18 protein-coding genes and 2 pseudogenes are annotated in these 26,986 nt (G+C 72.1%); 15 read left to right on the top strand and 5 right to left on the bottom strand.

Annotated features, from left to right (window positions below; genetic code table 11):
• Positions 1–34: 34 nt before the first annotated feature.
• Entirely contained in the window at positions 35–766 is a 732-nt protein-coding gene (locus tag ACFYX0_RS26395; protein ID WP_388973636.1) for a class I SAM-dependent methyltransferase, read from the top strand.
• Between the two features lie 39 nt (positions 767–805).
• On the opposite strand, the gene ACFYX0_RS26390 is transcribed toward ACFYX0_RS26395, so the two are convergent.
• The 3 genes from ACFYX0_RS26390 to ACFYX0_RS26380 all read right to left on the bottom strand — a co-directional run bounded on the left by ACFYX0_RS26390 (position 806) and on the right by ACFYX0_RS26380 (position 2,727).
• Positions 806–1,363: a hypothetical protein gene (locus tag ACFYX0_RS26390; protein WP_388973634.1), complete on the bottom strand. Its 558-nt coding sequence runs from the start codon at positions 1,361–1,363 to the stop codon at positions 806–808.
• 185 nt (positions 1,364–1,548) lie between these two features.
• A complete protein-coding gene (locus tag ACFYX0_RS26385) occupies positions 1,549–1,917 on the bottom strand; it encodes a VOC family protein (protein WP_388973632.1) in 369 nt (122 codons plus the stop codon).
• Between the two features lie 168 nt (positions 1,918–2,085).
• A complete protein-coding gene (locus ACFYX0_RS26380; RefSeq protein WP_388973630.1) occupies positions 2,086–2,727 on the bottom strand; it encodes a class I SAM-dependent methyltransferase in 642 nt (213 codons plus the stop codon).
• 217 nt (positions 2,728–2,944) lie between these two features.
• On the opposite strand from ACFYX0_RS26380, the gene ACFYX0_RS26375 reads away from it, so the two are divergent.
• The gene (locus ACFYX0_RS26375; protein WP_388973628.1) at positions 2,945–3,301 is read left to right on the top strand and encodes a hypothetical protein; all 357 of its coding nucleotides are present in this window, start codon (positions 2,945–2,947) and stop codon (positions 3,299–3,301) included.
• On the top strand, positions 3,298–3,441 hold the full coding sequence (locus ACFYX0_RS26370; protein WP_388973626.1) for a hypothetical protein: 144 nt from the start codon (positions 3,298–3,300) through the stop codon (positions 3,439–3,441). Before ACFYX0_RS26375 ends, ACFYX0_RS26370 begins: the two co-directional genes overlap by 4 nt.
• A 590-nt stretch (positions 3,442–4,031) precedes the next feature.
• Here the strand turns inward: ACFYX0_RS26370 and ACFYX0_RS26365 are convergent.
• A pseudogene (locus ACFYX0_RS26365) lies at positions 4,032–4,211 on the bottom strand (FAD-dependent oxidoreductase); the annotation flags it as partial.
• Positions 4,212–4,386: 175 nt separating this feature from the next.
• Positions 4,387–5,307 (bottom strand): LysR family transcriptional regulator, encoded by a 921-nt coding sequence (locus tag ACFYX0_RS26360; RefSeq protein WP_388973624.1) that lies wholly within the window; start codon positions 5,305–5,307, stop codon positions 4,387–4,389.
• Between the two features lie 231 nt (positions 5,308–5,538).
• Between ACFYX0_RS26360 and ACFYX0_RS26355 the strand changes: the two genes are divergently transcribed.
• The 12 genes and pseudogenes from ACFYX0_RS26355 to ACFYX0_RS26300 all read left to right on the top strand — a co-directional run bounded on the left by ACFYX0_RS26355 (position 5,539) and on the right by ACFYX0_RS26300 (position 26,950).
• Positions 5,539–6,438, top strand: coding sequence for an SDR family oxidoreductase (locus ACFYX0_RS26355; RefSeq protein WP_388973622.1), 900 nt, complete (start codon positions 5,539–5,541; stop codon positions 6,436–6,438).
• A gap of 247 nt (positions 6,439–6,685) precedes the next feature.
• Positions 6,686–7,602: pseudogene (locus ACFYX0_RS26350) on the top strand (DUF6891 domain-containing protein).
• 346 nt (positions 7,603–7,948) lie between these two features.
• Positions 7,949–11,938, top strand: coding sequence for a type VII secretion protein EccCa (gene eccCa / locus ACFYX0_RS26345; RefSeq protein ID WP_388973620.1), 3,990 nt, complete (start codon positions 7,949–7,951; stop codon positions 11,936–11,938).
• 94 nt (positions 11,939–12,032) lie between these two features.
• Positions 12,033–13,427 (top strand): type VII secretion integral membrane protein EccD, encoded by a 1,395-nt coding sequence (gene eccD, locus ACFYX0_RS26340; protein WP_388973618.1) that lies wholly within the window; start codon positions 12,033–12,035, stop codon positions 13,425–13,427.
• Between the two features lie 13 nt (positions 13,428–13,440).
• Positions 13,441–14,937 carry a type VII secretion protein EccB gene (gene eccB / locus ACFYX0_RS26335; RefSeq protein ID WP_388973616.1) on the top strand — a complete coding sequence of 499 codons (1,497 nt, stop codon included), beginning with the start codon at positions 13,441–13,443 and terminating at the stop codon, positions 14,935–14,937.
• A 4-nt stretch (positions 14,938–14,941) separates the two neighbouring features.
• Complete coding sequence (locus ACFYX0_RS26330) at positions 14,942–18,340, top strand: hypothetical protein (protein WP_388973614.1); 3,399 nt, start codon at positions 14,942–14,944, stop codon at positions 18,338–18,340.
• Positions 18,337–21,768, top strand: a complete 3,432-nt coding sequence (locus ACFYX0_RS26325; RefSeq protein ID WP_388973612.1) for a right-handed parallel beta-helix repeat-containing protein — start codon at positions 18,337–18,339, stop codon at positions 21,766–21,768. Before ACFYX0_RS26330 ends, ACFYX0_RS26325 begins: the two co-directional genes overlap by 4 nt.
• Positions 21,769–21,925: 157 nt before the next feature.
• On the top strand, positions 21,926–22,267 hold the full coding sequence (locus tag ACFYX0_RS26320) for a WXG100 family type VII secretion target (protein WP_311695618.1): 342 nt from the start codon (positions 21,926–21,928) through the stop codon (positions 22,265–22,267).
• Positions 22,268–22,321: 54 nt separating this feature from the next.
• Positions 22,322–22,609 (top strand): WXG100 family type VII secretion target, encoded by a 288-nt coding sequence (locus ACFYX0_RS26315; protein WP_311695616.1) that lies wholly within the window; start codon positions 22,322–22,324, stop codon positions 22,607–22,609.
• A 6-nt stretch (positions 22,610–22,615) separates the two neighbouring features.
• The gene (locus ACFYX0_RS26310; protein ID WP_388973610.1) at positions 22,616–23,179 is read left to right on the top strand and encodes a hypothetical protein; all 564 of its coding nucleotides are present in this window, start codon (positions 22,616–22,618) and stop codon (positions 23,177–23,179) included.
• 89 nt (positions 23,180–23,268) lie between these two features.
• Positions 23,269–26,448, top strand: coding sequence for a hypothetical protein (locus ACFYX0_RS26305; protein WP_388973608.1), 3,180 nt, complete (start codon positions 23,269–23,271; stop codon positions 26,446–26,448).
• 61 nt (positions 26,449–26,509) lie between these two features.
• The gene (locus ACFYX0_RS26300; protein ID WP_388973606.1) at positions 26,510–26,950 is read left to right on the top strand and encodes a YbaB/EbfC family nucleoid-associated protein; all 441 of its coding nucleotides are present in this window, start codon (positions 26,510–26,512) and stop codon (positions 26,948–26,950) included.
• Positions 26,951–26,986 lie beyond the last annotated feature (36 nt).

Here is a 26,986-nt window from a genome sequence, read left to right as displayed (position 1 = left end):
TCCCTAAGCTTTCGCCTCTGAAAAGGGGGGCGGAATGGACCGCGACATACGCACGGTGGACGACGTCTTGAGGCTCATGGACGGCCTGTTCGCACCGGAGGCCGACCGCTGGACGACCGACGCGGCCTCCTGGTGGGACTACTTCTACACCGACCGCTCGAAGTCTGTGCCGTTCTTCGTGGCGAAGCCGGACGAGAACCTGGTGTCGTACCTCGACCGTGGCCTGATCACTCCGGGCCGTGCCCTCGACGTGGGCTGCGGTCCGGGCCGCAACGCCCTCCATCTCGCTTCCCTGGGCTTCGAGGTGGACGCCGTCGACCTCTCTCCGACGGCCATCGCCTGGGCCGAGGAACGCGCCCGCGAGGCGGGGGCCGATGTCCGCTTCCACTGCGGCAACGCCTTCGACCTCACGGCGGACGGTCTTGGCGGCCCCTACGACCTGATCTACGACTCCGGCTGCTTCCACCACCTGCCGCCGCACCGCCGCGTCAGCTATCTCACCCTCCTCGATCGCACGCTGGCCCCCGGCGGCCATTTCGTGCTCACCTGCTTCGCCTCCGGAGAGATGGGCTCCGAACTCCCCGACGCGGCTTTCTATCGCGAGTCCCGCCTCCACGGCGGCCTCGCCTACACGCCGGAGTCCCTGCGCCGGATCTTCTCCGACCTGACCGAGCTCGAACTGCGCCGCATGCACGACGAAGCACCTGAGTCCCCGTGCTTCGGGGAACCCTTCCTCTGGACGGCCCTGTTCCGCCGTCCCGCCTGAAGGCTGTCCCTGGGCCGAGCCATGCAGGCAGGCCTGGGCTCACGACGATGCGGCAGGGTCGCTGAGGGCGGCGGCGACGCCGGCCAGGGCGGTGAAGTCCTCCTGCCGTAGGCCCGTGCGTGGGTCGACGTGGTGGAGTACGGCTTGGGCTCGATGAGTGGCGGTGATGTGGGCGTGGTCCGCATCGGTCTGCTCGTCGTCCACCCAGACGAAGGGCCGGCCGTCGGCGTAGGCGACAAGCGGTGCGGACTTCCAATGGACTCCGTCGGGGCGCTCGCGCATCAGGGCGTCACCGAAGTCGACGAACGGCAAGGGCGGAAGGCCGAGGACCGGGCCGATCCACCGGTTCGCGTCGCTCATCCAGGCGCTGGCCCAGCACAGCTCGAACCCGAGTGCCGACAGAGCCCGGCCGTGGGTGGGATTGAGCCACACCACCTGCGGGCGCATGGAGGACCGCGGGCCTCCGACCGCGCTGGAGGGGCGTGCCTCGGTCGGGGCGTGGACGGTGACGTGGTCCTCGGGACACCTACCGGACGGCGTCGCGTACGGGTTGAGCGGCCCGTCGATGTCCAGGAACAGCAATGGTCGTCGGCTCACGAAGTCCCCTGTAGAGATGGCCGCTTCATCGCAGCCCGCTCCCACCGGCCGGCGTGGCCTCGGCTGTGATGATCTTCGCGTGGGCAACGCGATCACTTGACGAGGGCCCACCAGCAGCCGCATGCAGGGGGCCTACGGAGGCCACCAGCAGCCGCATGCAGGGGGCCTACGGAGTCGGTGTCGCGTCATTCCCTGACGAGGCAGAAGGGATGTCCGGCCGGATCCGTGAGGACCCGCCACCTGGCCTCGTTCGGCTGGTGCTCCGGTTTGCCCGCGCCCAGTTCCAGCAGTCGGGCCTCCGCCTCGTCCAGGTCGTCGACCGCGAAGTCGAGATGGACCTGCTGGGGCACGGTCTGATCCGGCCAGCGAGGAGCGCGGTAGTCGTCGACTCGCTGGAAACCGATGAAGAACCCGTCCCCACGGTCGAGCCAGGCGAAGTCGTCGCCTGATTTCGGGTGCGGTTCAAGGCCGGTGGCCTGCTGGTAGAACGCCGCCAGAGCCGACGGATCGGCGCAGTCGAGCGTGATCGTGCACAACCTCATCCGCGGGGTCATGGCACCTCCGGGCCGATCAGTGGACCTTCGCGATGCACACCTTGGAGAGCTCCGCCCGCTCACCGCACCACCGTCCATGGCTCAGGAGTCACAGGAGCTGCGCCGCTCCCACGGTGCGGAGGCCGCCGCGCTCCTTGCCATCGACGGCGGCATCCGAGCTCACCTGAGTCACTTCTCCAGGCGCATCAGCAGATGACCACGGCGGAACCGTTCCCCCTCACCTGGTTCACGCAGCATCCGGCCGACCTCGATGAAGCCGGCTTCGCCGGCCAGTCCCGCGAGGTTGTCGATCGGCCACCGGTAGGCCGTCGTCACCTTGTGGTCGAACGCCGTGGTCGGCTCGCCTTCCGACTCGAAGAAAGCGAGCAGGAGCCGACCACCGGGCGCGAGCACCCGCCTGAACTCGGCGAAGTACGCAGGCAGGTTCTGCGGTGGGGTGTGAATGACCGAATACCAGGACACAACGCCTTGCAGCCGGTCATCAGCCAACTCCAGGGCGTCCATGGAACCGACCTCGAACCGCAGGTCCGGGTACGCCTCGCGGGCAAGATCGATCATCACGGGTGACAGGTCGACACCGAAGACGTCCAGCCCCAGATCCCGCAGATGTGCAGTCGTACGTCCAGGGCCGCAGCCCAGTTCGGCGACCGGCCCGGGGCCGGCGGCCCGCACGGTCTCGGCGAACGCGGCGAGCATCGCTCGATCCAACGGAAGATCGTCGAGCGCGTCGCGGAACAATTCCGCGTAGCGCACGGCGACGACATCGTAGGCATCAGCTGTCGCACGGTGATGCGATGAAAGCTCAGTCACAAGCGAGGACACTAGAGCTCTTCCCACGCCGACGACTGACTATCGGACAGACCCGGGTGGGCATACTCCAGCAGACACTCAGCGCCGGTACGGTCCGTCGCCGGGGCGATGCACTGGGGCGTCCCGTTCACACGTCGGAATGTACGTCCGTTCATGGCGGTCGGCAGCGGCGAGTGCTGCCCGCCCGCCGGGTGTGCAGCACTGATACGCTCGCGAAATGAGCTCCTCGGACACGTCACCGCCCGCTGGCGAGCACGCCACCCCGCGGTTGGCCCCCGCGGAGCTGTCGTCGTGGATGTCCCTGGTCCGGCTGATCACGCGCCTCCCTTGGGCGATCGACGCCCAGCTGCAGCGGGAGGCGGAGCTGAGCATGGTCGAGTACATGACGCTCGCCATGCTCGCCGACGCACCCGAGTGGACCTTGCGGATGAGCACCCTCGCGGAGCACACCAGCACCTCCCTGTCCCGGTTGTCGCACCTGGTGAAGCGGCTCGAAGGCCGCGGTACGTACGACGTGAGCCGGACCCGACGGACGGCCGCTTCACCAATGCGATCCTTCTGTCCGCCGGGATGAGCAAACTGGAGTCGGCCGCACCGGGCCATGTGGCGTATGTGCGCCATCTGGTCGTCGACAACCTCTCCGGCGAACGGCTGCGCCGACTGGGGCCGGACGCCGAGCGCATCCTCGAACATATCGACTCCCCCGCCCGCTGAGCGGAGCGGCCGCAGCGGTCCGCATATCCAGCCATTGATGAGTCAGCACAGCCAGCTGACTTGAAAATTCAAGTTCATGAGGTCCAGAGTTCGACTTGAAGATTCAACTGGCCGGCATGTGTCGCCGCCTGCCGTTCCGAGGAGAACTCACATGCCAGAAGACTTAGTTGCGACTGAGACCGCTCCGTGGGTAACCCATCGGGGACGTGTCGCGGTGGTCACCGGCGCGGCGCGCGGGCTAGGAGCGGCCATCGTCCGTGGGCCGGCGCGCTGCGGCGCGACCGTCGTCGCGGTCGACCCGCCGCGGCCGAGCAGACAAGACAGGAGATCGAGGCGGCCGACGGCAGCTGCGTGCCGTTGACCGCCGACGTCTCCGATCCGGCCGCGGTCCGCGCGCCGCACAAGGCGGCGCTGTCCGCCTGCGGGCCGACCGACAATCTGGTGATCGTCACCCACATGTTCACCGAGGGCGGCCGCTGGCGTATCGCCGCCCTGGCCCCGACCAGCGCGCCCAGCTGACCGGCCCGCCCCCGGAGCGGCCCGCGGCCGTCGACGCCGGCGAGATGACTCCCTTCGACCGCGCCCTTGGGGGCGCTGCCGCGCACGTCTACCGCTTGGCCGCCGGCGCGTAAGTCCGGGGCGCGCTCGACGACGGTGACACGGAAGCCGTAGCGCTCCAGCCAGTGGGCGAGAGCGCACCCGGCGATGCCCGCGCCGGAGATCAGGACCGAGGTGGTGCGTGAGTGCTGCGATCGGATGGTGTCGGCCATGGTGGACCTCCCAGGTTCGGTGCCCTGCGGCCATCCTTGCCGGGGGCACCGACGAGACACCGGCACCACGCCTACAGGACGCCGACACCGCTCCTATCAGTCGGCCGACGGGTACCACATCGCTTGCACAGCCCGGTTCTTGACGATCAGTCAGCGTAGGAGTCGGACCCCAGTCCTAGGCGCTGTCCGGCACCCCGACAGGGAGCGGGCCGGTGAGCAGGGCTCGGGCGCAGGTGCTGAAGTCCGCCACCAGGCGGCTGCGCTCACCCGCGCGGGTCGCCAGCACCACATGGCTCGGCTCGACGCCCTCCAGTGGGATCGCGAGGAGATCGGGGCGCAGGCGGTTGATGCCGCCGCCGACCGAGATGGCCACCGCCTCACCGGCCGCGACGACCTCGAACTTGTCCTCCATGGCCTCGATGAACGGACCGCCGGGCGCCGGGCGGCCGTCCGGCCGGGGATCGATGCGCCAGTACGCGCTCCACGCCGGATCAGAACCCCGCACCTGCGGCAGGGGTTCGTCGGCGACGTCGTCCAGGGTCACCGACTCCTTGCCCGCCAGACGGTGGTCGCGCGGCACCACGAGCACCCGGGGCTCGGAGTACAGGACCGTGATGTGCAGCCCCTCGGTCGGGAACGGCAGCCGGGCCACCACCGCGTCCACCCGGTGGTCGAGCAGTGCGGCGCGCGCGTCATTCCACTCCAGGTGCACGGTCTGTACGTCGGCCTCCTGGTGGCGGCGCCGCAGCTCACGCACGGCCGGGGTGACGATCAGCTGCGTGAGGTAGCCGACAGTGATCCGGCTGGGCTCGGCGGCGGCCCGGGTGCGCGCCGCCGCCTGTGCGGCGGACCGCAGCAGCGATCTGGCGAGCGGCAGAAAGACCTCCCCCGCGCCGGTCAACCGGGTGCCCTGCGGCGTACGGTCCAGCAGCCGCGCGTCCAACTGCTGTTCCAGGCGGCGGATCTGACGGCTCAGTGACGGCTGGGTGATGTGCAGCGCCTCGGCGGCCCGGCCGAAGTGCCGATGCTCCGCTACGGCCGCGAAGTACCGGACCAGCCGCAGGTCGAGGTCGGCTGCCGTGGTGGGTTCTGCCATGCCTGAAGCGTACCTCCGGCAGACTGGCAGTACCACCGGAAATGCCTCCTCACCTGCGGTGATGCCTCGATCGCATCGCTCCATACGAAACAGGCTTTGGACCTGCCCCGCCTCCCGCTCGGAGGATGGAAGCACCGGCCCGGGCCCCCGGCGTTGCCCCGCTTCGCGCGGCGTCGGCGCGGGCACCGGACCGTCCGTTTCCTCTCGACTCTTCTCAACGCTGGAGTCACCATGCATGTCTTCGTCACCGGCGCCACCGGATTCATCGGCTCCGCCGTCGTCCGGGATCTCCTCGACGCCGGACACCAGGTCGTCGGGCTCGCCCGCTCGGAACAGGGCGCCACGGCCCTGAAAGCAGCCGGGGCCGAGGTGCACCGCGGCGATCTCGACGACCCGGACAGCCTGCGCGGCCCCGCTGCCGCCTCGGACGGCGTCATCCACCTCGCGTACCGGCACGACCTTCTCCACAGCGGGGACCTCACCGCCGCCGGCGCCGTCGACCTGCGCGCCATCGAGACCCTCGCCGCCGCCCTCGACGGCTCCGGCAAGCCCTTCGTCTACGCCTCCGGCACGGCGCTCGTCCAGCCCTCCGGCCGTCCCTCCACGGAGGAGGACACACCCGTCGAGGAGACCCACCGGAGCCCGGCGGAGAAGGCGGTGATCGCCCTGGCCGAGCACGGAGTCCGCGCCAGTGTCGTCCGTCTTCCCCCTACCGTGCACGGCCAGGGCGACCTCGGCTTCGTCCCGGCCCTCATCGGCTTCGCCCGGACCCATGGCGTGTCGGCCCATGTCGGCGATGGTGCCCACCGCTGGCCCGCCGTGCACCGGCTGGACGCGGCCCCCTTGTTCCGGCTGGCCCTGGAGTCCGCGCCCGCCGGCACCCGTCTGCACGCCGTCGCCGACGAGGGTGTCCCCTTCCGTGACATCGCCGACGTCATCGGCCGCCACCTCGGCCTCCCGGTCACCAGCCTCTCCGGCGACGAGGTCGCCGCCCACTTCGGCTGGCTCGCCCCGTTCGTCGCTCTCGACGTCCCCGCGTCCAGCGCCCTGACCCGGAAGCAGCTGGACTGGCACCCCAGCCACCCCGGTCTGCTTGCGGACCTCGACGAGGGCCATTACTTCTCGGCCTGACGTCGTGTCACTCCCAGTTCAGGGGGTGACAGTCCGGGTCGGCGCCGGGCGGTCGTCGAACCGGCGCCGCAGGGCCCCGAGGCGCCGCCGCGAAAGGATCCGGCGGCGCCTCGGTCGTCGTAGACCGACCGGAAGGCGGTTCTCGGGCCGACGGCAGCGGGCAGCGGGCAGCGGGCAATGGGCTTCGTCTGGTTGCGGCTTGGGTTCCGTGGGAGCGGTTGTCAGTGGGGTGTGTCAGGGTCTGGGCATGCTCGAGATCGCGGTGAAGACGGAGAACCGGCAGCGGCATGTACGGGTGTCCGCCGACGAACCGGCCGCGCTGGCGCGGCGCATCGGCGGTGAGAATGACCGGTTCCTGGTCGTCCAACGAGTTCCCGACCTGCCTGATGTCTTCGCTCAGGTCTGGCACGAGGACGGCGGGAACTACACGCTGGAGCACCGCGACGGTGCCGCCGACCCGCATTTCCAGACCATGGCCGACGAACCGAGGCGGTGATCGACGCACTGACCGGCTGGGCACGCCAGGAGGACGGTTGGGACGCCGGTCACGCCTGGTCGCTGCTGGACATGGGCCCCACCCAGGAGGTGCCACCGCTCGATCTCGACGAAGACGACCGCCGGGAATTGGAGCGGCGTGTTCGTGAGGTGCTGGTCGGTGGCTTTGCCTCGCGGGACGAACTGGCCGAGCTCGCCGAGGCGTACCTGGTCACCGCTGACCGCCGGCCCGTCTCACACGAGCAGGCCTCGGCGCCGGCCGATCGGATGTGGCTGGAGCGCGTGGTGGAACAGGCCACCTGGCAGGGCGAGACCGACCCCGAGCGACTCACCCGCGCCTTCACCGCGCTGCAGAAGGCCGGTATCACCGCCCATGAGAACTTCACCTGCTGCCGCACCTGCGGCCAGGCCGACATCGGCGGCGAAGGCGGTCCCGACGCCCGCGGCTTCGTCTACTTCCGCTCCCAGTGCACCGACTCCGCCGCGTCCGGTCACGGACTGATGCTCCTCTACGGCGGCTTCGACGACTCGCCCGAGACCACCACGGCCGTCGGGCACGAGATCGTGGCGGCCCTCCAATCGGTCGGCCTCGGCACCGAATGGGACCACGACCCCGACCGGGCGATCATCGTGACTCCCCTCGACTGGCGCCGCCGTCTGGTCGGTTAGGACCGCAATTCGTCCGGTGGCTGGTTCGTACGCCTGGAGCCTCGTGCCGCCCCCGTGACGGAGTGAGTCACTCACCCGATCCCCAGTCCGAGTTGGGCTGATTTCACCTGTCGCATTTCGGCCAAGTCCCCCAACTCCCCATGACCACAAAGGATCAAAAAACGAAGCAAAATTTCCTCAGGAGGCGTTCATAGCATCAAGGAAGGTTCACCAGACAACGATTTCTTTGACCTAAGATCAGATCAACGGAGGCCGCCACCTCCATCCGTGGAACCGACCAACACCTGTCGAAACACCTCGGGTTGCCCGGGATCGATGGGCTTGCACGCGCCAGAGAGGTCACATATTGAGCACCGTGGTGGCCAAGCGATCCCCGCGCGCCGAGGGTCCGCAGCTGCCCGAGGGACAGGTCGAGCTGGCAGAGCCACCTGTTCTGGGGGAGCCGGCCAGCGCCGACTTCGGGTCGGCGCTGATGTACCTGCCGATGGGACTGGGCACGGGTGCCATGGTCCTGATGTTCTCCATGCGCAGTGCCGGGCCGACGACGTACCTGATGTCCGGAATGATGGGCGTCGCCATGATCAGCATGACGCTGACTCAGATCGGCCGGTCCAGTGCCGAGCGCCGACGCAGAATGCGCGCGGAACGCCGTGACTACCTGCGTTATCTGGCACAGAAGCGTCGTCAGGCCCGTCAGGCCGCCGCCCAGCAGCGGTCCGCCCTGCTGTGGGACAACCCCGATCCGGGACAGCTGTGGGCACTGGCGATGGGCGCCCGGCTGTGGGAACGCCGCCCCGCTCATGAGGACTTCTCCCGTATCCGCATCGGACAGGGCATCCGGCGGGCGGCGTTGGAGTTCCTGCCCCCGCAGACGAAACCGGTGGAGGATCTGGAGCCGCTGACGGCCATCTCGTTGCGGCGGTTCACCAAGGCGCATCAGACGGTGCCACGGCTGCCGATCCCGGTCGCACTGCGCCGCTTCACCAGTGTGGAGCTCGCGGGAGAACCGGAACCCGCGCTCGCACTGCTACGCGCGATGATCGGGCAACTTGCTGTCTTCCACTCCCCCGACGAGTTGCGGATCGCCGTGCTGGGCGGTGCGTCGGCGCGGGACGAGTGGGACTGGCTCAAGTGGCTTCCGCACAACGCCCATCCGACCGAGGCCGACGACGCGGGCCCGGTCCGGCTGGCAGCCGAGGATCACGACACGCTGCTGGATCTGCTGGGCACGGACGTCCGTGACCGTCCCGACCACGACCCGGACGCCTCCCCCAGCGTGGCCGAGCCGTTCGTGGTGATCGTGGCGCAGGGGGTGCGGCTGCCGGAGACCTCACGGCTGCTGCACGGCGGGCTGCGCAATGTGGTTCTGCTGGACGCGACCGGCGCGATGACCGGTGGCCCGAAGGTGCTGCGGCTCACGACGCACGGCACGAGCGTCGCCTTCCCGTCCGGTGACGACACGGTCACCGCCGAGGCCGACGCACTCAGCCGTACCCACGCCGAGAGCCTGGCCCGCACCCTGGCGCCGATGCGCACCAGCGGCAGCGTCGACCTGACGGACCAGGCGCTGGACTCGGACTTCGACCTGACCGCCCTGCTGGGCATCCGCGACCCGCGCACCTTCGACGTGGCCGCCAAGTGGCGCCCGCGGCAGGCCCAGTCGGCACGCCTGCTGGTGCCGCTGGGTGTCACGGAGGAGGGCGAGGTCGTCGAGCTGGACATCAAGGAGTCGGCGCAGGGTGGCATGGGCCCGCACGGCCTGCTCATCGGCGCGACCGGTTCCGGCAAGAGCGAGCTGCTGCGTACGCTGGTGATGGGTCTGGTCGCCACCCACTCCTCCCAGGTCCTCAACCTGGTACTGGTCGACTTCAAGGGCGGCGCGACGTTCCTGGGGATGGACCGGCTGCCGCACACCTCGGCGGTCATCACCAACCTCGCCGACGAGATCCATCTCGTGGACCGGATGCGTGACTCCATCAACGGCGAGATGATCCGCCGTCAGGAGCTGCTGCGTGACTCCGGGTACTCCTCGCTGTTCGACTACGAGAAGGCGCGCGGCGCCGGGGCGAACCTCACCCCGCTGCCGTCGCTGCTGATCATCGTCGACGAGTTCTCCGAACTGCTGGCCAGCAAGCCGGAGTTCGTGGACCTCTTCGTCTCCATCGGCCGCCTCGGACGCAGCCTCGGTGTGCATCTGCTCCTCGCCTCCCAGCGCCTGGACGAAAGCCGCATCCACAAGGTGGAGGGCCATCTGTCCTACCGGATCGCCCTGCGTACGTTCTCCTCGATGGAGTCGCGCAGTGTCATCGGCGTCTCCAGCGCCTACGAGCTGCCGTCAGCACCGGGCAACGGCTATCTGAAGGTGGACACGACCAACCTGGTCCGCTTCAAGGCCGCGTATGTGTCCGGCGCAGCGCCGGAGCCGGTGAGCGAGGCGGAGCAGAGCGCCGAACAGGCCAGGGCCGCCCAGGAGATCACCGTGTTCGGCCTGGAGCAGCAGGGCACTCTGCTGTCGGAACGCACCGAGGAGCACCTCACCGAGCTGCGGCCGCTGCGGGCCGCCGAGCGCGAAGAGGCCGCCGGGCCGTCCTCGGGCACCGAGCAGAGCGAGGAGAGCCTGCTGGAGGTGCTGATCGGCCGGCTGGAGGAGAGCGGCCCGCCGGCGCGCCAGGTGTGGCTGCCTCCGCTGACCGAGTCCCCGAGCCTCGACCAGCTCCTGCCCGGTATCGTCCCCGACCCGGTGCGCGGCATGAGCGCGGCGGACTATCCGTCGCTGGGCTCGCTGCGGGTGCCGCTGGGCATCGTCGACCGGCCCTTCGAGCAGCTGCGTGAGCTGCTGGTCGCCGACCTGTCCGGCGCCGACGGCCACATCGGTCTGGTCGGCGCCCCGCAGACCGGCAAGTCGACCATGCTGCGCACGCTGATGATGTCCCTCGCGCTGACCCACACTCCGGAGGAAGTGCAGTTCTACTGCCTCGACTTCGGCGGCGGCGGCCTGGTCTCCACGGCCGGTCTGCCTCATGTCGGCTCGGTCGCCACCCGTCTGGAGCGGGACCGCGTCCTGCGTACGGTGGCGGAGCTGACGCAGTTGCTGGAGAAGCGCGAGGAGGAGTTCACCTCGCGCGGCCTGGAGTCGATGGCGGCCTACCGCGCGCTCAGGGCCACGGGCGAGATCGACGATCCCTACGGTGATGTGTTCCTGGTGGTCGACGGCTGGGGCACCCTGCGCCAGGACTACGAGGACCTGGAGCCGCGTGTCATCGACATGGCCGCGCGCGGACTGTCGTTCGGTCTGCATGTGATCGGCTCCGCCGTGCGCTGGTCGGAGATCCGTCCCCGCCTGCGCGACCTGCTGGGCACCAAGCTCGAACTGCGACTCGGTGACTCCATGGAGTCGGAGGTCGGCTCCCGCACCGCCGCGACCGTCCCGCACCAGCCGGGCCGCGGTCTGACCGCGGGCGGTCACCACTTCCTGTCCGCCCTGCCCCGGCTGGACAGCTCCGGCGAGACCGCCGACCTCACGGCCGCCACCAAGGCGGCGGTGGCGGAGATCGACACCTTCTGGACCGGCCGTTCCGCACCCGGCGTGCGCCTGCTGCCGACCCGCCTCCCGGTGAACCAGCTCCCGGCGGCTGAGGGCGATCTGCGGGTCTGCCTGGGCTGGGACGAACAGCGGCTGGAGCCGGTCTGGCACGACTTCTCGGCCACCCCGCATCTGATGGTGTTCGGCGACGGGGAGACCGGCAAGACCAACGCGCTGCGTCTGATGATCCGTTCCATCACCTCCCGTTACACCCCCGACCAGGCCCGCATCATGGTCGCGGACCCCGGCCGGGGACTGCTCTCCTCGGTGCCCGAGGAGTACCGGGTCGGTTACGTCGTCGACGGCGACGCCCTCGCCCAACTCGCCAACAGCGCCTCGGTCTCGGTGGGCAAGCGGGTGCCGGGGCCGGACATCAGCCCCGAGCAGCTGGCCCGGCGCGACTGGTGGGAGGGGCCGCGGCTGTTCGTCCTCCTCGACGACTACGACCTCTTCTCCGGCACCCCGGGCGCGCCCTCGCCCATGACACCGCTGGTGCCCCTGCTCGCGCAGGGTCTGCACATCGGCATGCACCTGGTGGTCGCCCGCAGCACCTCCGGCGCCGTCCGCGCCATGATGGACCCGGTGCTGCGCCGGCTGTGGGAACTGGGCAACCCCGCCCTGCTGTTCTCGTATCCCAAGGAGGAGGGCAAGTTCCTCGGCGAGGCCAAGCCGCGCACCCTCCCCTCGGGCCGGGCCCAGCTCGTCACCCGCCGCTCGGTCAAGCTCGTCCAGACCGGACTGGTGACCCCGTGATGCGACACCCGGGACCGCGCCGGTCCCCCTCCGCCCCCCACGGCCTCTCGCCGCTTCCGTCCCGCCCCCACCACCGCACCCCAGGAGCAGCACGATGACCTCACCGCATGCGGTCACCGCACCGGCCTCGGAGGTCTGCCGGGTGACGGTGGTGGGTCCCACCGGCCGGTCCGACCTGGCGATCCCGCTCACCACGCCGGTCTCCGCGCTGCTGCCGGTGCTGGTGCGTCACGTCACCAAGGACCCCGCCGACCGGGGCACGCCCTGGGTGCTGCAACGGCTCGGCGAGGAACCCCTCGATGTCGACGGCACCCCGGCCACGCTGGGCCTGCGCCACGGCGACGTCCTCCATCTGCGGCCCGCCGAGGAGCCGTTGCCCGCGCTGCACTTCGACGACGTCGCCGACGGTGTGGCGCAGGCGGTGGACGCGATGCCGGGCCGCTGGCGCCCGGAGCTGACCCGGGGGCTCGCGCTGGCCATGGCGGTGCTGGCCCTGCCCGCGCTGGCCGCCGCCCTGTCCGGGCTGGGCCCGGGTGTGCCGACCGCGGTCGGTACCGGGGTGATCGCCGTACTGCTGGCCGCCGGATGCGTGGCCGCCGCCCGGCTCGGCGCCGACCGGGGCACCGTGCTGGTGGCGGGCCTCGGCTCGATGGCGTTCGGCGCGCTCGCCGGACTGGCGGTCCGTCAGGGCCCGCACGGCGGCTACGCGCCGGGGATGCCCGGGGTGCTGGCCGCGGCGGTGTGTGTGGTGGTGCTCGCCGTCAGCCTGCTGGCGCTGCGTCCGCTGCCGCTGGTGGTCCCCGGCACCGTACTTCTGACCGCGCTCGCCGCGGCCGTGGGCATCGGGCTGATGCGGGCGGCCGACTGGCACGGCGCCCAAGCGGTGTCCGTGGTGGCGGTCGCGATGTTCGTGCTGGGCCACTTCGGGCCCCGGCTGACCCTGCGCATGGCCCGGCTGCGCGTCCCCCGACTGCCGCACAACGCGGAGGAGTTGCAGGAGGACATCGAGCCGGAGCCGCAGGAACGGGTGGAGAGCCGGGTCAGGCTGGCCAGCGCCTACCTCGACACCCTCAGCCTGTCCTCCGCGCTGGTCTACGCCGGTGCCTTCTGGTACATGACGCGCGGCGACGGCTGGATCGGCTGGCTGCTGCCGCTGGTGTTCGCCGGTGCGGTGCTGCTGCGGTCGCGCGGCCTTAACCGGTCCGCGCAGCGGGTGCCCATGGTGGTGGCCGGAGCGATCGGACTGATCACGGTGCTGCTGACCCGGTTCGCCCCGGCGGGCAGCGGAGCCCGGGTGACCGTGGTGGCCGTGCTGCTCGCGGCGGTCGCCGCCCTGCTGACGGCGGCCTGGCGGCTGCCGCGCGGACGGCTGCTCCCGGTGTGGGGCCACAGCGGCGACCTGCTGGAGACGATCACTGCCATCGCGTTGCTGCCGCTGCTGCTCCAGGCCCTGCACGCGTACTCCTACTTCCGCTCCCTGGCGAGCTGAGGGGGGCCGGAGCGTGCAGACACGACGTGATCACATGCAGGCGTACCAGTTCGCCATGGGCCGCCTCGCCACCGCCCTCGTCAGCGGCGACCCAGGCCGCGGCGACAGCCCCACCAAACGTGCGGCGCTCGGCACCTTCTTCGGCGCCGGCATCGTGGTCCTGCTGTGCGCGGGATTCCTCATCTACGGGAAGCTGTCGCCGGTGACCACGGAGGCATGGCGGGAGCCGGGCTCCATCGTCGTGGAGAAGGAGACCGGAAACCGCTACCTCTACCTGGACGGACAGCTGCGTCCCGTACGCAACTACGCGTCCGCCCTGCTGCTGACGGGCCACGGCACCGTACGCACCGTGCAGGCCAAGGCACTGGCCGACGTGGCGCACGGCGCGCCGGTCGGCATCGGCGGCGCCCCCGACTCCCTGCCCACCCCGGCGACCCTGCTGCCGTCGACCTGGACCGACTGCCTGCGGCCGGATCTGACGTCCGGCCGGGTCATCGACTTCGCGCCGGGCGACCGGGCCGCCGCCTTCCCCTCCAGCCGTCAGCTGCTGCTGAAGGCGCCGGACGGCAAGCGGTACGTGCTGTGGCAGGGCACCAAGTACCCGGTGCCGTCGGACGCCACGCTCATCGCGCTCGGACTCGACGGCGACCGGCCCATCGCCTCGCCCGCCGCCTGGCTGGCCGCCGTGCCGACCGGCGCCGTACTCGCCCCGGCGAAGCTCGACGGGGCGGGCAGGGCCGGCGGGAAGGTCGCCGGGCAACCGGCCGCCGTGGGGCAGTTGTTCACCACGTCCGCGGCCGGCGCCAAACGCTCGTACGTGATGACGGGTGACGGCGTGGCCCCGGTGAGCGCCACGGAGGCCGCGCTGCTCGCGGCGCAGCACGGCGCTCCCGCGCCGCGTGAGGTGTCGGCGACCGACATCGCCGCCGCCCATGTGTCCGCCGACCAGTCGCTCACCAACGCGCTGCCGGACGTCCTCAACGCCCCGGCGGCCGACACCTCCGCGCAGGCGGTGTGCCTGCGCGAGACGACCCGGGGCACCCAGCTGACGGCCACCGTGGTGGTCGAGGGCGGTGCCGCGGCGACCGGCAGCGGACAGGTGCTGGTGCCGCCGTCGCACGGTGTGTACGCGGTCGACCAGCAGCAGGTGGCGGCGCGAGCGCCGCATCCGCTGACCTACCTCGTCACCGACCGGGGCATCGCCTATCCGCTGGGCGACTCCGCCGCCGCGCAGGACCTCGGCATCGGCGGCGCGAGCGCGGTGCCCCTGCCGGAGACTCTGCTGGCCGTGCTGCCGCGCGGGCCGGTGCTGGGCCGTTCGGTGGCGGCGCTGACGGTGAAGGCGACGGCGCAGGACGGGAGTTCGGCGGACTCGCCGTCGTCCGCGGGCGGTACCGGCAGCGCGCAGGGCTCGCCGGCGAAGGGCGTCGGACACGCTGCGGGCACCGCTCCTGTTCCCTCGGTGAGCGCGGACCCGTCACCCTCCGGCCACTCGGCGCGGGTGGGGTGAGCGGATGCGTATCCGACTGGGCGCCGTGCGGGCGGCGGGGACAGCTCTGCAGTGCCGTGCCGTGGGGCACGCACTGCTGATCCATCCCAAGGGCGAACCCGATCCGCAGGCCGCCGCGTTCGCCGCGGGGCTGGCACCGGATCCCCAGCACACCGTGGCAGTGGTGGACCTGCCGTTCGGCACGCTGGAGGACTCGGCGGACGCGGTGGCACGCCTGCTGGCCCATCGCGGCCACAGCCTGCGCCTGGTCTTCGGTCGCGCCACGCCGCAGGAGTCGCAGCGCACCGCCCAGCGGATCGCGGACCGGCTGGACCGGCTGGTGCTGGCCCCGGACGGCGAGGTGCTGCCGACCGACGGCGGGGGCCTGTTCGTCCCCAGCGAGCACGGCGCGGGCTGGCTGCGCTTCCGTCCGGGCCGCGCGGCGGAGCGCGACTCACGGCGCTTCCCCAAGCCCCGCTGGGAGTTCTCCACCTTCGACCGCCCCTGGGCGACCAGCGGCCATGGCCTCGTCGAACCCGTCCCCAGCGGCGTGTGGGTACGCAGCCCGCACCTCCCCGACTCCCCGGAGAGCGGCCAGCGGCTGGTGGACCGCCTGCCGAGTCACCCCGAGATCCTCACCGTGGTCCTCGGCAGCCCCGGCGGACCGCCCGTCACGCTGTCGGACGTAGCCCGGCTGTGGGACACCGTCCTGCCGTCCGCGCGCTCCTGGGTGCGTTTTCTGCACCTCGGGCCGGTCGCGCTGCCCGAGGGCGCCGAAGCTCTGGGCCAGGAACTCGCCGACGCCCTCGGCCAGCAGGTGGTGCTGTACACGGGCGTGCCCGTCAAGGCGCGCGTCGGTCTGGACTCCCCCGAGGTGGCCTCGCTGCGGCCGGACGGCACGCTCGGCCACCGGCCGTTCGTCAGCGAGTTGATGTACTTCCCGCGTACGGGCGATACCCCTGCCCCGCCGGCCCTCTTCGGCCTGCGCCGGCCGCTCGTCGAGGTGCCTGAGATCTCCACCGGTGTCTACGAGTACGCCCACGACGCGGTGCTGGAGGTCGTGCAGAGCGGACTGTGGATGCGCCCGTCCGTCGAACCCGTGGGCAGTGACGCGGTACGGCGGATACCCGCGGCGCCCGGCTACGCGGCCATCCTCTACGACCGCAGCACCCCCGGCGCGGAAGAGCGCATGCGCGCGCTCGCCGAGGACATGCTGTGGAAGCTCGACCCGGACCGTCGCGAGGGCTTCACGGTCGTACCGGCCGACGAGCCGGGCGTGGCGGCCGGTGTGCCGGACGACGCCTATCTGTGGTCGCCGCAGGACCCCGCGACCTACGGCCCGCAGATGGTCGCGCCGCCCCTCACCAGGCAGCGCCGCCCGGCCGATATCGCGCCCTGGTCCCCGGCCTCCACGGGCCGGCCGCAGGAGGGACGGGAGCGCGCCGCTGTGCCGGCCGGCGTCCCCGGACGGGCGTCCGCACTGAACCCGCTCGATCCGGACGAGTCACCGTCCGTTCGCGTCGCCGGCAGGAACGACACGGCCTCGGCCGTCGCACCTGCCCCGGCGCCCCAGGCCGCCCGTACCGAATCCGACGTACCGTCAGCCGTGCTGCCCCGCACGGAGTCCGACGCCGGTCGGTCCGCGGCGGACGAGGCCGAGGCGAGCGCTGAGACCGCCCGCGTGGCGACGGCGGCCACGGAGGCCGGGAGCATCGCGCACGGCCTGCGCCCGGACGCCCCGCACGGCCGACCGGCCGTCCCGCACGGCGGGCCGAACCCCGCGCCCGAGCCGCCGCCCACCGGCGAGCCGCTCCCGCTGCCCCCACCCGCGCCGGACGCCGCACGGGGTCCTGTACCGCCTGCCCCTGCCCCTGCCCCTGCCCCTGCGCCCGCGCCTGCCCCGAACGGTCAGGTCACGCCGGGCCGCCCCAAGCTGCCCGACCTGCCCACCGTGTCCGAGCCGACGCCCGCGGGTGAGCCGCAGGCTCCGGTCGAGCCGCCGCGGACCGACCCGCGCCCCGCCGCCGCGCCCGATCGTGCCGACACGGACGGCTCCGGCGAGCAGCGGACACCCGCCCTCCCGCCGGAGCCGCCCGCGCCCGCCCCGGAGGCCGGTCCGGCTGCCGTGCCCGCGAACACCCCGAAGGCCGCACCGGATGCACCAAACGCCGAGCAGGGCGCCCCTCAGGCACCGGACGCACCCGGCACGCAGCCCCAACAGACCCCGCCGTCGGCCCCGGACGAGCCGGAAGCCGCCGTGCCGCCAGCCCCGGAAGCGCCGCAGACGCCGCCGCCCTCGGTCCCTCAGGCGTCCGAAACGCCCGTGCCCGCCGCACCCAAGCCGACGGCCAGGGCCGTCCCGGCCCCGGCACGGATGATCCGGCTGGAGTCCGACGCCCCGGCCGCCGCACCCACGCAGCCCGCCGATCCCGGTCCCGCGCCGGTGCCCGAGGGCTCCGACGGTCCGGTCACGCCCTCCCTCGCACCGGCCGCCTCCGACGGCCCCGGGAGCGCCGTGACGCCCGCCGCCCCGGCGGCGGGAGCGGGGGTACGGGTCCAACCGGTGCCCAAGGGCTCGGCCTGTGCCGTGCTGCCGGAGCGCGGCACGAGCAAGGAACGTGACTGGGTGCGGCGCACCTTCAGCACGCAGTACAACGCGGTCGCGGGCACGGTCTCACGGGTGATGTCGGAGTCCCCCGGGCTGCGCGGCGGCGGTCGTGGCGAGGCGGCTGACGCCCTCACCGATCTGGTCGCCGTACGGCTCTATCTGTCCGGCGACAGCCGGCAGGTGGACGACGCGGTGCGGTCCGCGCAGGTCGGCCCGCATGTCCCCCTGGCGCGCTGTGTGGCGGCCGGGCTGCGCAGGCTGCCGTCCTACCGTGGCGCGGCGCTGCTGCGGGCACCCGCGACCGCCATGGAGCGCGCGTGGTACGGGGAGGGCCGGCTGACGACCGAGTGGGCGTTCTGCACCGCGTACAGCGCGCCGCACCCCGGTCCCGAGAACGGCACCGACTTCCTCATCTGGTCGATGACGGCCCGCCGTACCAGCCTGATCGACCCCTCCGAGCCGTACCGGGTGGTGTTCCTGCCCGGCACCACTTTCAAGGTGCTGCGTCCCTCGGACGGTGAAGGGCCGGTCCTGATGCGGGAGTTGTCGCCGTCGGAGATCGCCTCCGACGGCAAGGTGGACGTCCAGCGCGTGCCGCTGGACGAGATCGCCCTCGACGGGCTGGAACGTGCGGCCGGCGCGCTGAGTGCGAACGACGCGAGCGGCTCCGCAGCGGCCGGAGGCGGCGATCAGGCCGGCACCCGGCCGGAGGAACGCTTCGGAACGCCCCCGGGCCTGATCGGTGCGGCGCAGCCGCGGCGTCCGCGCGGCAATGGCGGCGACATGAGTGCGTCTGACAAGGGAGCGAAGCTGTGACCCGGCCCGTGCTACTGGTGTCCCCGGACCGTCCCGGGGCCTACCGCGCCATCGCCGAAGCCCTGGCGGACGCCACCGACGGCGCGCTCATCACCGTCTCCCCCGGCCGGTACGACGAGACGCTCTACATCACCCGCGCGGTGACACTGGCCGCCGAGGGCACCGGCGGCACGGTGGAGATCTCCTCGGCCTCGGGCAGCACCGTGGTGCTGGAGGCGGAGGCCGTGCAGCTCACCGGTCTGAAGCTGTCCGGCACCGACCGGGAGGCCCCGGTCCTCGACGTACGGCGCGGGCAGGCCGCGCTCGACGGGTGCCAGATCTCCGGCGAGGCGTGGGCGGCCGTGCTGGCCTGGCAGGACGGCGTGGTCGCCCTGCGCGACTGCCACATCACCAACGCCCAGGGCGCCGGCATCGTGGTCACCTCCGGCGGCGGCAACGTCGTGGAGCGCTCGCGTATACAGGAGGTCGCTTCGTCCGCGGTCGTGGTGGCCGAGCACGGCCGTCTGACGCTGCGTGAATGCCAGTTGGAGCGGGCCCGCGGCAACGGCGTCTGTGTGAACGGACAGGCCACGGCGGCGGTGGAGGCCACCCGGATCTCCGGCAGCGGCAAGCCCGCGCTGGCCGTGGAGCAGAACGCCCGCGCCGACCTGACCGAGGTCGAGGTCACCGGCAGCGCGGCGCTGGACGCTTATCTGACGAGCACGGCCGAAGTGGTGCTCACACGCTGCTCGTTCTCCGGTTCGGGGGGACAGGCGGTGCATGTCGGCGGCGGCAGTGCGCCGGTGCTGCGCGGCTGTGTGATCTCCGGTGCCGGCCGCGAAGGCGTCCATGTGGCACCCGGCGGCCGTCCCCGGCTGGAGGGCTGCCGTATCGGCGGTACGCCGACCGGTCTGCTGGTGGAGGCCGACGGGCGCGCCGAGGGCGCCGATCTGACCGTGGAGGGCGCCGGGACGGTGGCCGTGCACGCGCAGGGCGGCGAGGTGGTGCTGGAGCGGCTGAAGACCGACGGCGGCAATGGTGCCGCACTGCGTGCGGCGGGCCCCAAGGCCAGGCTGACCGTGCGGGACGCCGATCTGGCCGTCGGCGGACCGGTCGCCGTCGAGCTGGAGGAGAGCGCTTCCGCGACGCTGTCGGCGGTGCGGCTGCGCTCCGGCGGCGGCACGGGGCTCGCCCTCGCCTCGGGCTCGCGCGCCGAGGTGGACGGCTCGGCGTTCTCCGGCTGCACCACGGTCGTCGGCGCCGAGGCCGAACTGACCGTACGGGACAGCGAGTTCACCGGCTCCGACGGCGACGGTCTGCGGGTCACCGGGGGCGGCGCGGTCACCGCGGTGGGCTGCCGTATCAACGGCGCACGTGGCCATGGCGTCCACGTCCAGGCCTCCTCACGGGCCGAGTTGACCAACTGTGCCGTCTTCGACAACGGCGGGGACGGTGTGCGCTGCAACACCGACGAGCCGGTACGCGTGCACGACTGCGAGGTGCGCGACAACGGCGGCGTGCCGGTGCACCAGCTCAAGTCCGGCCGGGTGTCGGTGGAGCGGGTGGACACCGGCGGTGCCCCGTCCGGCCGTACGGTCACCAGCGCGGACGCCCTCGGCGGTGCGAGCGGCCCGGAGAGCGGTCGGCAGCCGCAGGGGGCTCGTCACACCGGCACCGGCCCGCTGGCGGAACTGGAGGCGCTGGTCGGCCTGGAGAGCGTCAAGCGCGAGGTCACCGGCCTGATCAACCTCAACAAGATGACGCAGCGCCGCCAGGAGATGGGCCTGCCGATGCCGCCCATGAGCCGGCATCTGGTCTTCGCGGGGCCGCCCGGCACCGGCAAGACGACCGTGGCCCGCCTCTACGGTGCGGTCCTCGCGGAACTGGGCATCCTCAGCCAGGGCCACATCGTGGAGGTGGCCCGCGCCGACCTGGTGGCGCAGATCATCGGCGGTACCGCCATCAAGACGACCGAGGTCTTCAACAAGGCGCTCGGCGGTGTCCTGTTCATCGACGAGGCGTACACGCTGACCAACCAGTCCCGTGGCACCGGCCCGGACTTCGGTCAGGAGGCCGTCGAGACGCTGATGAAGCTGATGGAGGACCACCGCGACGAGGTCGTCGTGATCGTCGCCGGATACTCCGCCCAGATGGACCAGTTCCTCGCCTCGAACCCCGGCATGGCCTCCCGGTTCGCGCGCACCGTGGAGTTCCCCAACTACAGCCCCGAGGAACTGGTCACCATCGTCCGGGGGTTGTGCGCCAAGCACTACTACGAGCTGTCGGAATCGGCGCTGGAGGCGCTCGACCGCTACTTCGAGGACGTGCCGAAGAGCGAGACCTTCGGCAACGGGCGTGTCGCCCGGCAGGTCTTCGAGGAGATGATCAGCAAGCAGGCGTCCCGTCTCGCCGCCGAACCACCCGAGGAAGACGGCGAGTTGTCCAGGCTGACCGGCGCCGACGTGATCACGGTGCCCGCCGACCAGGCCGCTCCGAGGGGCGGCACGGGAGCCCCGTCCGCACGTACCGGGGAGGCCGCCGCCCCGGCACGGCAGCCGGGGCCCACCGGGGCGGCCGGCCCGTCCGTGGGACCGCGGAAGCTGGCGGCCATGACCGGCCTGGACACGGCCCGGGCCGCGCTGCGCACCCGGCTGGAGGCGCTCGTCGAGGCGCGGACGCAGCCGGGCCGGCCGATCTCGGCACAGGCCAATGTGGTGCTGGAGGGCCCGCTGGGCAGCGGCCGGCGGGCGCTGGCCCGGGTGTACGGGCGCTGCCTCACGGAGGCCGGGCTGCTGACCACGGGCACCGTCCACGAGGTGCGGCTGTCGGCCCTCCCGGCGCGCTGGCCGGAGCAGCCCGCCTATCGGCTGGCCACAGCCCTGGAGGAGGCGGAGGGCGGACTGCTGGTGCTGAACCTCGACGACGCCTTCGGCCGCCGCCCCCAGGCCGAGCGTGCGGCGGTACTCGACGGGCTGGCCCGGCTGGCCGCCACCCCGGGTGGCACGGTGCTGGCGCTGTGCGGCTCGCCCGCCGAGCTGCGGGAGCTGACACGCGAACGCGGCGAGATCGTCCACGAGTTCGCCGAATACCTCCGGCTCGACCCCTACACCGCCGACCAGGCCATCGCTTTGATGAGGCGTCAACTGTTCGGATTCGGCTTCAAGTTGTCCGAAGAGGCGGCCAAGGTGCTGGCCGCCTCCTTCGAGGCCTCGCCGCCGCGCGGGGGCGCCTGGGAGGCGCACCGCCTGGCGGAGCGGCTCGCGGCGTCCGCCCGTACCCGTACCGTCTCCGCCTCGGATCTCCCCCAGCCTCCGGCGACACCCGATGCGGCGCCCGGCCAGGCGCCCGCCGCCCCGGCTCCGCCCGCCTCCACCTCGGAAGTGACGAAGTCGGCACCGGAGCAGACGGAACCACCGCATCAGCAAACGGAGTCTCTGGTGCGGACATGAGAAACGTCCGCCACTGCCGTGTCGCGCGATCCTTCCGCGCGATTCGGCGGCCGGCGGGTGAACCCCCCACCATCCGGCGCGGATGCGCTCCCGACATGGGGGCGACATCGCTGTCATCGGCTCCGGCCGGCGCCGCAGGACGAGAGAGGACCACACCATGGCACTGACGTCAGTCGAACTACAGGGAATGACCGCTGCCCAGGGCAGCTTCCAGACCGCCCTGGACGAGACCACCAGCTCCTACGCGCAGATGGACGGCCAGATCGAGGGCCTGCGGGCGAGCTGGAGCGGCGACGCCGCGAACATCTACCACAACGCCATGCAGGAGTGGCTGAACGACTTCGACAAGGTGAACCAGGCGCTGCGCACCATGCTGGAGAAGCTGGCGCAGAACACCAACGTCTACGCCAACACCCACGAGAACACCCAGCAGCAGGCGCAGCAGGTCGCGCAGCAGATGGGCTCCGGCAACATCGGCCTGCCGGGCTTCCCCTCCTGACGTAGCGTCACCGACCGACATACCAGCCGCCCCCACGAAGGAGCCGGACAGAAGATGGCCACTTACACCGTCCAGATGGAGCAGGTCGACTACATCGTCGGCGAGATGAACTCCATCACCCAGCGCATCAACCAGACCCTCGCCGACCTCGACAACCAGGCGAAGGTGCACCTGAGCGAGTGGACCAGCGACGCCCAGCAGACCTACGCGCAGGTGAAGGCGCAGTGGGACGCGGCCGCCGCGGACATGACCCAGAAGGCCGCCGCCGCCACCCAGATGCTCGGCACCATCAACGAGTACTACTCGAACGGTGAGCGCCAGGGCGTTCAGCTCTGGGGCTGATCCGAGATGGCAGACCGCCCAGCGTACGACCCCAGCACTGATGACCATCATCAGCAGACGCCCACTCCGACACCCCAGCACTACGACGGCGGTACGACGATCGCGGCCGGGCACGGCACCGTGCCCCCGGCCTCGACCTTCAACCCGCCGAATGTGCCCGGTGGTTCGGGCAACCCCGGCAGTGGCACCAGCGTGGACACGCCGTCGATGCTGTTGTTCGCCGACAACATCGACAAGCTGATCCAGCCGACGCGGGACGCCGCCAGCGTCCTGCAGAAGGTGCAGGTCGAACCCGGCGCGTTCTACCACGCGAACCAGATCCGGACCAAGGTCAACGGTCCGAACGCCGATGCCGGCCTCAAGGAGCAGTACATCAAGGTCTTCCAGGACCTCGCCCAGGGCCTGGGCGATCTGCGCGACGGCGTGAAGGCGTTGGCGCAGCAGTACACCACTCTGGAAGACGCCGGGCGGATGAAGGCCACGGATCTGCAGAACGCCATGCAGACCACGACCAGTGACTTCACCAGCCTGGTGACCGACGCCGGCGGGTCCGGCGGCGGAGCAAGTTGACCGGCGGTCCTCCCGTCCCCCGGTGCCCTCGGGCACCGGGGGACGGCGGGGGCCACTGACAGAGGCGTGAGCAGGAGACTGGGGAACACATGGGCAGCCCGGATTACAACACCGGCGGGTTCAATGACAGCGGCGACGGCGTCTTCGGCGATCCCGGAACCGATCCGGGCTCGATCAACGACTACAACTCGTGGGACTGGAAGCAGATCATGGCGGCCATCAACGGCATGTCCGCCGGAACCGGCTCCGCCTCGAACGAGGAGCGCGCCAAGGGCATCTCCGACCCGCAGTCCCTGATGGACGCGGCGGGCCACTTCCTGAACGCGCAGGTGGTGCTCTCCGGCATCGCCAAGGCCATCGCCGAGCAGGCGAAGGCGCTGGCCGGGGACAACGGCCCCTGGAAGGGCGACGCCGCGGACGCCTTCCTGGACATGATCAACACCTTCTCCCGCCAGGTGAAGGCGACGTCCGACGTGCTGTCCGGCGGCGAGGCGGGCAACTCCGTTCCCCAGCAGCTCGCGGACAACTCGGTCAACCTGTACAACGCCCAGGTCAAGATCTCCGACATCGACAACTGGTACGCCAACCAGGCCGTGCGGATGGGCGTCAAGCCCATGAGCAACGGTCTGATCCCGATCCACGAGAAGCCCGAGCTGGTCGAGATGATGACCAGCGACATGCGCGCGGTCCTCAAGAGCCTGGCGGGCGAGTACCAGGTCACCGTCGACTCGGTGCACACCCCGCCGCCGGTCACCAGCCCCACGAACAACCCCAATGTGCCGGACAACATCCCGGACGTCGGCAACCCGGACCTGACCGACCCCGGCAACCTGCCCAACGTCAATCCGCTGGACCCGCAGCAGTTCTCCGCCCCCAACACCCCGAGCACCGAGGCACCCACCCTGCCGGGCCTGGACCCGAACGAGGCGCTCGCCACCCCCGCCCCGTTCGCCGGTGGCACCGGAGTCGACGGCAACACGCCCGATCTGGGCGGTCTCGGAGACGGCGGCCTGGGCAACAGCACCCTCGATCCCAGCGCGCTGGACCAGGCGCTCAACCCGACCGCGTTCCCGGGCGGCAGCAACCTCGGCGGCGCCCCCGGCCTCGGCCTCGGCGGCGGTCCCGGCCTTGCGAACTTCGCGGCCAGCCCCTTCCCGGGCGGTCTGAACACCGACGCGGGGAGCAAACTGCCGCTGGGCAGCAACCTCGCCGAGGACCCCTCCAGCTGGGCCGACGGCGTGACTCCCGAGGGGTTCCCCGGCGACACGGGCGTCGGCGGCACCGGCGGCCTGGGCGCGGGCGACGGCCTCGGTGCGGTCTCCCCCGAGGCGTTCCCCGGCGGCCTCGGTACGGAGTCGGGTCTGCCGGGCGGGCTCAACATGCCGTCGCTGAACAACGCGTTGGAGTCGCCGAACCTCGCCGGATCCTCGGAGGGCCTCCCCGCCGCCGGCGCGGGCGGCATGCCGATGTTGCCCGGCATGGGCGCCGGCGGCATGCCTCACGGCAACGCCACCGCCGATCCCAGCGACGCCAGCGGTCTCCTCGACGCCGACGCCAAGCCCTGGTCCGGCGACCCCAGCGTGGCCGACGAGATCGGTGGCAAGGGCGCCGAAGCCGGCGGCGACGGACTCGGGCTGCCCCTCGACGAACAGGCCGAGGCGTTCCCCGGCGGCCTCGGCACCGACGAGGGCACCGGTACGGGACTGGGCGCCGACGGTATGCCGATGATGCCCGGTATGGGCGCCGGCGGCATGCCTCAGGGCAACGGCACCGTCGATCCGAGCGACGCCAGCGGCCTCCTCGACGCCGAGGCCGAGCCCTGGACCGGCGACCCCGAGACCCCCGAGGAGATCGGCGGGCGCGGTGCACTGGCGGGCGGCGAGGGACTGGGACTGCCTCTCGACGAGGAGGCCGAGGCGCTGCCCGGCGCACTGGGCGCCGCGGAGGGCGAGACCCTCGGCGCGGGCGGCATGCCGATGATGCCGGGCATGGCCGGGGGCAATCCCGCCGCCAACGCGGGGACCACCGACCCGAGCGACGCCTCCGGACTGCTCGAACCGGACGCCGAACCATGGACCGGCGAGCCCGACGCACCCGACGAGATCGACAGCGGTGCCGAGGCGGGCGGCGAGGGCCTCGTGCTGCCGGGCGCGGTCGCGGCGCAGGCGTTCCCCGAGGGCGTGATGATCGGCTCGGACGGGCTGCCCATCACACCGCAGTCGACGGCGGACCCGGTGGCGCCCGCCGCCGAGGTCGAGGAGCCGGCCGCCCCCGCGGTGGGCGAAACCGCCGTGCCCGGCATGATGCCGGCCACGGCCGCCGCCTCCACCGGTCCGCAGGAGGAGCGGTCCGACGCCTCGGGCCTGCTCGCTCCCGACACGCTGCCCTGGTCGCCGGAGGCGGACCCCGACGGTGACCGTCCGGTCGTCGGCGCCCACGACGGTCTGGGCGAGAGCGCGTTGCCCGCCGCACTGCTGGGCGCGGCAGCGGTGGCGGCGGCCGGGACCGCCGTCGGCGCGGGCTCGGCGGACTCCGGTGCGGAGCCCGCCGAGCGGCGGCACCGGCACCGGGACGACGACGGAGCGGCCGTGCTCCTGCTGCCGCTGGGTGGCGGCCGGGGCCAGGGGGCGTCCGCGTCCGCGGACTCCGGCCCCGAGGACCCGGCGGACGGGGACGGCGACGGGGAGGCGACGGAGCCCGTACCGCCGCAGCCGACGGACGAGGACGGGAACTCGGAGGCGAGGGGTCCGGTACCGCCGCAGCAGTTGGTCTCCGGGGACCCCTACCAGCAGGAGCTGCCGGACGACCATGTGGCGCCGGCACCGTCCGGCGACCCGGAGTCGGAGGACACCGAGGCCTGGGACAGCGCCGGGTCGTCGTTCGTACCGCTGCTGTGGTCCGTGCCGACCGAGGAGGAGAAGGAGGTCCAGGCGCCCGGCTACACCACGGAGGACGAGCAGACCTGGACCGGCCAGGCGGTCGCCCCGCTGGAGGAGGAGGCGGACGGCCCCCGGCTGTCCACGTGGCGACCCAACCGGTCGGCGACCACCGCCCCCGGGGAGACCGTCATCCCCGCCGTGCCGCTGCGCTCGTTCTCCGGCGACCCTTCGGAACTCATCGCGGAACTGCCCGCGCAGGAACCGGTGGAGGACGAGGCGGAGACCGAGCAGGAGCAGGAGCAGCCGAGCCGCGGCATCGCGGACCTGCTGGTCCAGGAGGGCGACACCTGGGGTTCGGCGGCCTCGGACGGGGCCGGAGCGGTCCTGTGACGCCGCCCGCCCCGTGGCGCCCGTACGACTGCGCACCATCGCCGCACGCAAGGAGACTCATGTGACCAGCCCCTACGACGAGGAGATCGAGGACCTGCTCGCGCTGTACCGCAGGCAGCGCGCGGAGGCCGTCGAGGCCCGGCGCCGGATCAACGAGGTGACCGGCACGGCGACCGCCCCCCGGCAGACCGTCAAGGCGACCGTGAACGCGCAGGGCGAGGTCACCGCGATCGAGTTCCCCACCGGCGCCTACCACCGTATGACGCCGAAGGAGCTGTCCGAGGCGTTGCTGACGACCATCCGGCAGGCCCGCGCCAATGCGCTGGAGGCGGTCGCGGAGGTCAGCTCGCTCGGGCTGCCGGCCGGGGTGAAGATCACCGACCTGGTGGAGGGCAGGGTCGACGCCACGGCGGTGCTGGAGGACGAGCCGGGTATGCCCGAGTCGGTGCGCGAGTACATCGCGGGCGGGCGGCCGGACGTACGGCGCGACAACGCCCGGTGACCCCGGGCGCCACACCCCGACACGACCACACGACCT

Source organism: Streptomyces sp. NPDC002573 (assembly GCF_042889625.1).
Taxonomy (GTDB): Bacteria; Actinomycetota; Actinomycetes; order Streptomycetales; family Streptomycetaceae; genus Streptomyces; species Streptomyces gibsoniae.
Note: the sequence above shows the minus strand (reverse complement) of the source record. Positions and strands in the feature narration are given on the sequence as shown.